The organism is Actinophytocola sp. (assembly GCF_050699915.1).
Classification (GTDB): domain Bacteria; phylum Actinomycetota; class Actinomycetes; order Mycobacteriales; family Pseudonocardiaceae; genus Actinophytocola.
Genome location: NZ_JBOHGA010000263.1, coordinates 1 through 7,802 on the forward strand (window position 1 = coordinate 1; position 7,802 = coordinate 7,802).

Consider the following 7,802-nt stretch of genomic DNA (forward strand, 5'->3'; position numbering starts at 1 on the left):
GCCGAGGTGCGCGACCCGCGCGGCGGCGCGCTCCCGGCCGGCGCCGGTTCGGTCCAGGCCACCGGCACGCACGCCGACAGGCTGCGCGACATCGCCCGGGTCGGCGAGCGGCTCACCGTGCGCGGCCACCTGACGGACAGCCGCGGGCACGCCACCCGGACCCCGGAGATGATCGTCAACGGCGGCCCGGAGCTCGTGCGCCACGGCCATCCACATGCGACACCGCGCGCCGACGGCATGGTCCGGCCTGGCGACCCGAGCTTCTACTACGGCTGGGCCGCGAAGCGAAACCCGCGCACGATCGCCGGCGTCGACCACCGTGGCCGCATCCTGTTGGCCACGATCGACGGCCGCGCGGTCGACAGCCTGGGCCTGTCCATCGCGGAGAGCGCCGCGGTCGCCGACGCCCTCGGCATGGAGAACGCGGTCAACCTGGACGGCGGCGGCTCCACGACGATGGTCGAGAACGGCCAGGTGATCAACCACCCGTCCGACGCCACCGGAGAACGCCCGGTGGGCGACGCCATCCTCGTCCTGCCCTGAACCCGCTGGTTAGCCTGCCAGCGTGGACGTCGACGAGCTGATCGCGCTGGATCGCGCGCACGTGTGGCATCCCTACGGGCCCATGCCGGGGACGGTGGCCCCGCTCGTCGTCCAGGAGGCCGCCGGGGCGCGGCTCGTGCTGGCTGACGGGCGCGAGCTCGTCGACGGGATGTCGTCCTGGTGGGCGGCCATCCACGGCTACCGGCACCCCGTGCTCGACCGCGCCCTCGCGACGCAGGCCGGCAAGATGAGCCACGTCATGTTCGGCGGCCTGACCCACGAGCCGGCCGTGCGCCTCGCGACGACGCTCGTCGACATCACGCCCGCGCCACTCCAGCACGTCTTCCTCTGCGACTCCGGCTCCGTGTCCGTCGAGGTCGCCGCCAAGATGTGCCTGCAGTACTGGCGCTCGGCCGGCCGTCCCGACAAGCGCCGCCTCCTCACCTGGCGCGGCGGCTACCACGGCGACACCTTCCACCCGATGAGCGTCTGCGACCCCGACGGCGGCATGCACAGCCTCTGGCGCGGCGTCCTGCCCGACCAGGTCTTCGCCGACGCACCGCCGCCCGACCTGCGCCCCGACTACGTCCAGCACCTCGCCGACCTCGTCGAACAGCACGCCGACGAGCTGGCCGCCGTCATCGTCGAGCCGGTGGTCCAGGGCGCCGGCGGCATGCGCTTCCACGACCCCCGCTACCTGCACGTCCTGCGCGAGCTGACCCTCGCCCACGACGTCCTGCTGATCTTCGACGAGATCGCCACCGGGTTCGGGCGCACCGGCGAGCTCTTCGCCGCCGACCATGCCGGCGTCAGCCCCGACGTGCTGTGCGTCGGCAAGGCGCTCACCGGCGGCTACGTCACCGCGGCCGCCGCGCTGTGCACCGAACGGGTCGCGGCCGGGATCTCCCGCGGCGCGGTCCCGGTCCTCGCGCACGGCCCGACCTTCATGGGCAACCCACTGTCCGCCGCCGTCGCCAACGCCTCGATCGAGCTGCTGCTGAGCCAGGACTGGCGCGGCACGGTCAAGCGCGTCGAGGCGGAGCTCGAACACGGCCTCGCGCCGGCCTTGGACATCCCGGGCGTGGTCGACGCGCGCGTGTGCGGCGCGATCGGCGTCGTTCAGCTCGACCACGACGTCGACCTCGTCGCCGCCACTCGCGCCGCGGTCGACGCCGGCGTGTGGCTGCGCCCGTTCCGCGACCTGATCTACACGATGCCGCCCTACGTCACCGAGCCGGCAGACCTCGAGCGCATCACCGCAGCGATCCTGGCCGCCGCCCGCGCCGGCTGACCGCGGGTGAGCTCGGCGCGGGCGATCCAGAGTGGGTGATCCGGGGCGGGTGCGGCCGGGGCCGGCGGGTGGGACTAACCTGACGCTCCGTGAGTGTCATGGTGCTCACGGGCACCGGAACCGGAGTCGGCAAGACCGTGGTGACCGCGGCTGTCGCGGCCCTCGCGCTCGACCGCAGTCGCAGCGTCGCCGTACTCAAGCCCGTGCAGACCGGCGTCGGGCCGGACGAGCCCGGCGACGTGGCCGAGGTGCGCCGGCTGGCCGGCGCAGACGTCACCACGTGGGAGCTGGGCCGGTTCCCCGACCCGCTCGCCCCGGGCACCGCCGCGCGCCGAGCCGGGCTGCCGCCGGTGACCCCGTCGCAGGCCGCCGCGGCCGCCGTCGAGCTCTCCCGCGGCCACGACCAGGTGCTCGTCGAGGGCGCCGGCGGGCTGCTCGTGCGGTTCGACGACAACGGCGGCACGCTCGCCGACGTCGCCTGGTCCATCGGCGCGCCCGTGCTGATCGTCGCCGAGGCCGGCCTCGGCACCCTCAACGCCACGGCGCTCACCGCGGAGGTCCTGCGCCGCCGCGGGCTCGAGTGCGCCGGCGTCGTCGTCGGCTCCTGGCCCGCCGAGCCGGATCTGGCCGCCCGCACGAACCTCGACGATCTGCCGGTACTCGCCGACGCGCCGCTCGTGGGCGCCATGCCGGCGAACGCGGCGAAGCTGGAGCCGAAGGAGTTCCTCGCCGTGGCCCGCCGCTCGCTCGCCCCGTCGCTGGGCGGCGAGTTCGACGCGAACGGGTTCGCCGCCTCTCACGTGGCGTGACATACATCGCGTTCGGTCCGCCGCGTCGTGGGGCAGACTGGCTCGAAGCGCCCATGATCCACCGAGGAGGCAACACCTTGACCGCTGCCGACGAGAGGACCGAACTCGACCGCGAGACCGGGGTCGACGTGCTCGCCGCGGCGCGCGAGCAGGTGCTGGAGCGCGGCGTCGGCCTGGCCGAGGCGCAGGTCCTGGAGGTGCTCCGGCTGCCCGAGGACCGGATCCCGGAGCTGCTCGCGCTCGCCCACGAGGTACGGATGCGCTGGTGCGGGCCGGAGGTCGAGATCGAGGGCATCGTCAGCCTGAAGACCGGCGGCTGCCCCGAGGACTGCCACTTCTGCTCGCAGTCGGGCCAGTTCCCCTCGCCCGTGCGCTCGGCGTGGCTGGACATCCCCGGCCTGGTGAAGGCCGCTCGCGAGACCGCCGCCACCGGCGCCAGCGAGTTCTGCATCGTCGCCGCCGTGCGCGGCCCGGACAAGCGGCTGCTGTCCCAGGTCCGCGACGGCATCACGGCGATCCGCGACGACGGCAACGACATCCAGATCGCCTGTTCGCTCGGCATGCTCACGCAGCAGCAGGTCGACGAGCTCGTCGAGATGGGCGTGCACCGCTACAACCACAACCTGGAGACCGCCCGCTCGCACTTCCCGAGCGTCGTCACCACTCACTCGTGGGAGGAGCGCTGGGAGACGCTGCGGATGGTCCACACGGCCGGCATGGAGGTCTGCTGCGGCGGCATCATCGGCATGGGGGAGACCGTCGAGCAGCGCGCGGAGTTCGCCGCGCAGCTCGCCGACCTGGACCCGCACGAGGTGCCGATGAACTTCCTCATCCCGCAGCCGGGCACGCCCTACGAGCACCTCGACGTGGTCGACGGCAAGGACGCGCTGCGCACGGTCGCGGCCTTCCGCCTGGCCCTGCCGCGCACGATCCTGCGCTTCGCCGGCGGCCGCGAGCTGACGCTCGGCGACCTGGGTGCGGAGCAGGGCATGCTGGGCGGCATCAACGCGATCATCGTCGGCAACTACCTGACGAACCTCGGTCGCCCGGCTCAGCAGGACCTCGACATGCTGACCGAGCTGAACATGCCGATCAAGGCGCTCAGCGACACACTGTGAGCGGGAGCGACGGAGCGTTCGCCGTCGTCTGGACTGACGCTCGCGCGCAGGCGCGCCAGCGCCGAGCACGGAGGAGGGAAGACGGCGAGTAGCGGAGGAGCGGAGCGAACCATCAGACACAGCGAGGGCTACTGCGCCCACTGCGGCAAGCCGCCAGGGGAGAGCGACCACACCCGGTGCGGCGGAGCGCGCGGCGCGATCGAACCGCCCCGCTTCTGCCCCGAGTGCGCCCGTCGAATGGTGGTCCAGGTGACTCCATCCGGGTGGTCCGCACGCTGCAGCCGCCACGGCGAGCGGACGTCCGACGACAGTGTGTCTCGGCTCGACTAGTCTTCGTCACGGACAGTTCGACAGGTGACGGAGGCACGCGTGGCGGAACGACCCGTCGAGGCACAGGACGCCGCGGCAACCCGGGCCGAGCACGCCGCCGGCAACGGCGCGGCCGCCGCGGGCGAGGTGCCGCCGACCGAGTACCCCGCGTACCTCCCGTTCACCTGGCCGCCGCCGCGGCCCCGGGTCGTGATCAAGGCCGACCTGCTGCCCGCGCTGAGCGTGCTGTCCACCGTGTCGCTGCTCGGCCTCGCGGTCGGCTGGCTGTGGTCGCTCCTCGCACCGCCGCGACGCATGATCATCGGCGAGGACGGCAAGCCGGTGTCGGTCGATATCGCCACGCACGCGCAGGCGGAGAGCTTCCACCGGTTCGACGCCCTCGTGCTGTTCACCCTGCTCTGCCTCGCCGCGGGCTTCGTCACCGGCGTCGCCGTGTGGTTCCTGCGCGAGCGTCGCGGCCCGGTGATCATGATCGCCGCCGCGGCCGGCTCGGCCGTGGGCGGCTGGCTGGCCACGCAGGTCGGCACCGCCTGGGCGCTGGGCCGCTACCCGGTCGGCACCGACGTGCAGGTCCTCGACATCGTGTTCGAGGCGCCGCGCATGGACTCCGCCTGGGGGTTGCTGGCCTGGCCGCTGACCACGGTGTTGGCCTACGGCGTGCTGGCGGCGTGGAACAGCATGGACGACCTCGGCCGCCGCCTCGGGTGACGCGGAGCTAGTTCTTGCTCGCGTGCCGGCGCAGCTCGGTCGGCGGCGCGGGCACAGCGCGAAACGCGCCGATGATCCCGGCCTCCCGGTTCAGCATCCGGCACACCAGCCGCAGCCGGTGCAGCGGACGCGTCTCCTCCAGTAATCGCTGCCTGTCCTCCAACGGCAGGAGGCAGTCGCCGGCCAGCTGGTGTGCCAGCTTGGCCACCTCGGTGTCGTCGGCCGGCTCGGTCCAGTCGCCCTGCTCCCACGCGGCCTGGCAGTACCGCCGGTACGCGGCCCGCGCCGCGTTGGCCAGCGACACGATCGTGTCCTCGGCGTCGCGCTGGCCGGGGATCACCGCCGGGGTGTCGGGCAGCCACTCGATCGCGCCCAGCAGGTACGGCGCGCTCGACGCGTCCACCGCCAGCAGCCTGAACCGCTTCTCGCCCATGCTGACGATGTCGAACCTGCCGTCCTCCAGCCTCTTGGCCTGCCGCAACAGTGCGGCGCAGCCGACGGCCTGCAGCTGGTCGCACGAGGTCACCTCGAGCTCGTGGCTCGGCGCGAGCGCGACCACCCCGAACCGCTTGTCCGGCATCGTCCCGGTCATCAGGTCGACCGTGAGCTGGCGGTACCGCGGTTCGAAGATGTGCAGGGGCAGGGGCGTGCCCGGCAGCAACACCGTCTGCAGCGGGAACAGCGGAATCGTCTCGGGCACCGTTCAAACCTACGACGCGCCGCCGCTCCTCGCTTGGTTCGGCGGCCGGAACACCGCGAACGGGTCTGTCACGGCCATCCGTCGCTGGGTGAACCGGAAGAGCGCGGCGGGCCGTCCGCCGGCCCGGCCGGGCGCCGCGGTGTCGCCGGTCGGTTCGAGCAGTCCGCGCCGCGCGAGCACCCGCTGGAGGTTGGTCGCGGACACCCGGTAGCCCAGCGCCGCCGAGTACAGCTCCCGCAGCGCGGACACCGTGAACACCGGTGGCGCGAGCGCGAACCCGATGTTCGTGTAGGAGAGCTTGGCGCTCAGCCGGCCGCGGGCTCGCCCCACGATCGACTCGTGGTCGAACGCCGTGTCCGGCAGCGCGTCGAGCGGGTGCCACCGGGTGTCCGCCGGCACGCCCGGGTCCACGTCCGACGGGACGAGACCGAGGAACGCCGTCGCCACCACCCGCTCGTCCGGCACCCGTCCCGGCGCGCTGAACACCGCGAGCTGTTCGACGTGCGACAGCTGCCGCACGTCGACCTTCTCCGCCAGCTGCCGCTTGATCGACGTCTCCACGTCCTCGGTCGGGCCGAGTCGCCCGCCGGGCAGTGACCAGCGGTGCGCGTGCGGCTCCAGTGCGCGCTGCCAGAGCAGGACCTGGAGTGAGCCTGCTCGCACCTGGAGCACCGCGGCCAGGACTTCGTGGGCCACCGGCAGGGGTGCGGTGGTAGCATCGACCATGTTTTCGATCCTAAGGCGAAAACCTCGGGATGGGAAATCGGAAGTGCCATTGGAACCCCGAGGGAGGACGACATGGCCACCACCGAGAGCCTGCTGGCCGGGTCGAACACCGGCGACCTGACCCCGTACTCCGGTGTCGAGCCGGACGCGGCGTGGCGCGACGAGGTGCGCCGGCTGGCCGCCGAGCGCGACGCGGTGCTGCTCGCGCACAACTACCAGCTGCCCGAGATACAGGACATCGCCGACCACACCGGCGACTCGCTCGCGCTGAGCCGGATCGCGGCGGAGAGCGACGCGGCGACGATCGTGTTCTGCGGCGTGCATTTCATGGCCGAGACCGCGAAGATCCTCAGCCCGCACAAGACGGTGCTGATCCCGGACGAGCGGGCCGGCTGCTCGCTCGCCGACTCCATCGACGCGGACCAGCTGCGCGCGTGGAAGGCCGAGCACCCCGGCGCGGTGGTCGTGTCCTATGTGAACACGACGGCCGAGGTGAAGGCGGAGACCGACATCTGCTGCACGTCGTCCAACGCCGTCGACGTGGTCCGCTCCGTCCCCGCCGACCGCGAGGTGCTGTTCCTGCCCGACCAGTTCCTCGGCGCGCATGTCAGGCGCGAGACCGGCCGGGACAACCTGCACGTGTGGGCCGGCGAGTGCCACGTGCACGCGGGCATCAACGGGCCGGAGCTCGCCGCGCGGGCCGCCGCGAACCCGGACGCGGACTTGTTCGTGCACCCGGAGTGCGGCTGCGCGACCTCGGCGCTGTACCTGGCGGGGGAGGGCGTGGTGCCCTCCACGCAGGTCAAGATCCTCTCCACCGGCGAGATGGTGACCGAGGCCCGGTCGACCCGAGCCCGGTCGGTGCTCGTGGCCACCGAGGTCGGCATGCTGCACCAGCTGCGCCGGGCCGCCCCGGAGATCGACTTCCGCGCGGTGAACGACCGCGCGTCCTGCCGGTACATGAAGATGATCACCCCGGCTGCCCTGCTGCGGTCGCTGCGCGAGGGCCGCGACGAGGTGCACGTAGACGCGGTGGTCGCGGAGCGCGCCCGGGGCGCCGTGCGCCGCATGATCGAGATCGGCAAACCCGGCGGTGGCGAGTGACCACCCCGTTCTCGTCGTCCCCGCGGTACCCAGACCCCCACCCTGTCCCGGGGGCGTCCCGCCATGCCAGTCTACCGGCGCTGGGTGACGGGTGGGGCTCGCAAGATCCAGATGTGGACAGGTCCGGCGGTTGTGGACAGGCGCGCTGGGAGGCGCATGCCGACCTCGTCGTCGTCGGCACCGGGGTCGCGGGGCTGACCGCCGCACTGCGGGCCGCCGAGCTTGGGCTTCGGGTGCTCGTGGTCACCAAGGACGCGGCCGACGGCGGCAACACCCGCTGGGCGCAGGGCGGCGTCGCGGTCGTGCTGGGGGACGTGCCGGCGGACTCCGTCGGCCGGCACGTCGAGGACACGCTCGTCGCCGGCGGCGGACTGTGCGACCCCGAGGTGACGTCGCGCATCATCGCCGATGGCCCGGCCGCGGTCGCCCGGCTGCGCGCTCGCGGCGCCGTCTTCGATGCCGAGGGCGACCGG

General features: G+C 73.0%; 9 protein-coding genes. 7 read left to right on the forward strand and 2 right to left on the reverse strand.

The genetic code is table 11. The annotated features are described in order from the left end of the window. From ACRDSK_RS29480 to ACRDSK_RS29500, 5 genes are all read left to right on the forward strand, one after another. A partial coding sequence (locus ACRDSK_RS29480; RefSeq protein WP_431444627.1) for a phosphodiester glycosidase family protein occupies nucleotides 1–543 on the forward strand: 543 nt, incomplete at its 5' end. 22 nt (nucleotides 544–565) lie between these two features. Beyond that, the gene (locus ACRDSK_RS29485) at nucleotides 566–1,834 is read left to right on the forward strand and encodes an adenosylmethionine--8-amino-7-oxononanoate transaminase (protein ID WP_431444628.1); all 1,269 of its coding nucleotides are present in this window, start codon (nucleotides 566–568) and stop codon (nucleotides 1,832–1,834) included. A gap of 98 nt (nucleotides 1,835–1,932) precedes the next feature. Then, entirely contained in the window at nucleotides 1,933–2,643 is a 711-nt protein-coding gene (bioD, locus tag ACRDSK_RS29490; protein ID WP_431444635.1) for a dethiobiotin synthase, read from the forward strand. 77 nt (nucleotides 2,644–2,720) lie between these two features. Then, on the forward strand, nucleotides 2,721–3,761 hold the full coding sequence (gene bioB / locus ACRDSK_RS29495) for a biotin synthase BioB (RefSeq protein WP_431444629.1): 1,041 nt from the start codon (nucleotides 2,721–2,723) through the stop codon (nucleotides 3,759–3,761). Nucleotides 3,762–4,130: 369 nt separating this feature from the next. Further along, nucleotides 4,131–4,799, forward strand: a complete 669-nt coding sequence (locus ACRDSK_RS29500; RefSeq protein ID WP_431444630.1) for a DUF2567 domain-containing protein — start codon at nucleotides 4,131–4,133, stop codon at nucleotides 4,797–4,799. Between the two features lie 7 nt (nucleotides 4,800–4,806). Here ACRDSK_RS29500 and ACRDSK_RS29505 read toward each other — a convergent pair whose 3' ends face one another. Together ACRDSK_RS29505 and ACRDSK_RS29510 are read right to left on the reverse strand one after the other, a co-directional pair. Continuing rightward, nucleotides 4,807–5,499 carry an LON peptidase substrate-binding domain-containing protein gene (locus ACRDSK_RS29505; RefSeq protein WP_431444631.1) on the reverse strand — a complete coding sequence of 231 codons (693 nt, stop codon included), beginning with the start codon at nucleotides 5,497–5,499 and terminating at the stop codon, nucleotides 4,807–4,809. Between the two features lie 9 nt (nucleotides 5,500–5,508). Then, nucleotides 5,509–6,225 carry an NUDIX domain-containing protein gene (locus tag ACRDSK_RS29510; protein WP_431444632.1) on the reverse strand — a complete coding sequence of 239 codons (717 nt, stop codon included), beginning with the start codon at nucleotides 6,223–6,225 and terminating at the stop codon, nucleotides 5,509–5,511. A 72-nt stretch (nucleotides 6,226–6,297) separates the two neighbouring features. On the opposite strand from ACRDSK_RS29510, the gene nadA reads away from it, so the two are divergent. After that, a complete protein-coding gene (gene nadA, locus ACRDSK_RS29515; RefSeq protein WP_431444633.1) occupies nucleotides 6,298–7,329 on the forward strand; it encodes a quinolinate synthase NadA in 1,032 nt (343 codons plus the stop codon). 113 nt (nucleotides 7,330–7,442) lie between these two features. Further along, a partial coding sequence (locus ACRDSK_RS29520) for an FAD-dependent oxidoreductase (protein WP_431444634.1) occupies nucleotides 7,443–7,802 on the forward strand: 360 nt, incomplete at its 3' end.

Excerpts from the sequence above, each read along its gene's own strand:
- bioD (WP_431444635.1), top strand. The coding sequence starts at position 1,933 with ATGGTGCTCACGGGCACCGGAACCGGAGTCGGCAAGACCGTGGTGACC.
- ACRDSK_RS29510 (WP_431444632.1), bottom strand. The coding sequence starts at position 6,225 with ATGGTCGATGCTACCACCGCACCCCTGCCGGTGGCCCACGAAGTCCTG.
- nadA (WP_431444633.1), top strand. The coding sequence starts at position 6,298 with ATGGCCACCACCGAGAGCCTGCTGGCCGGGTCGAACACCGGCGACCTG.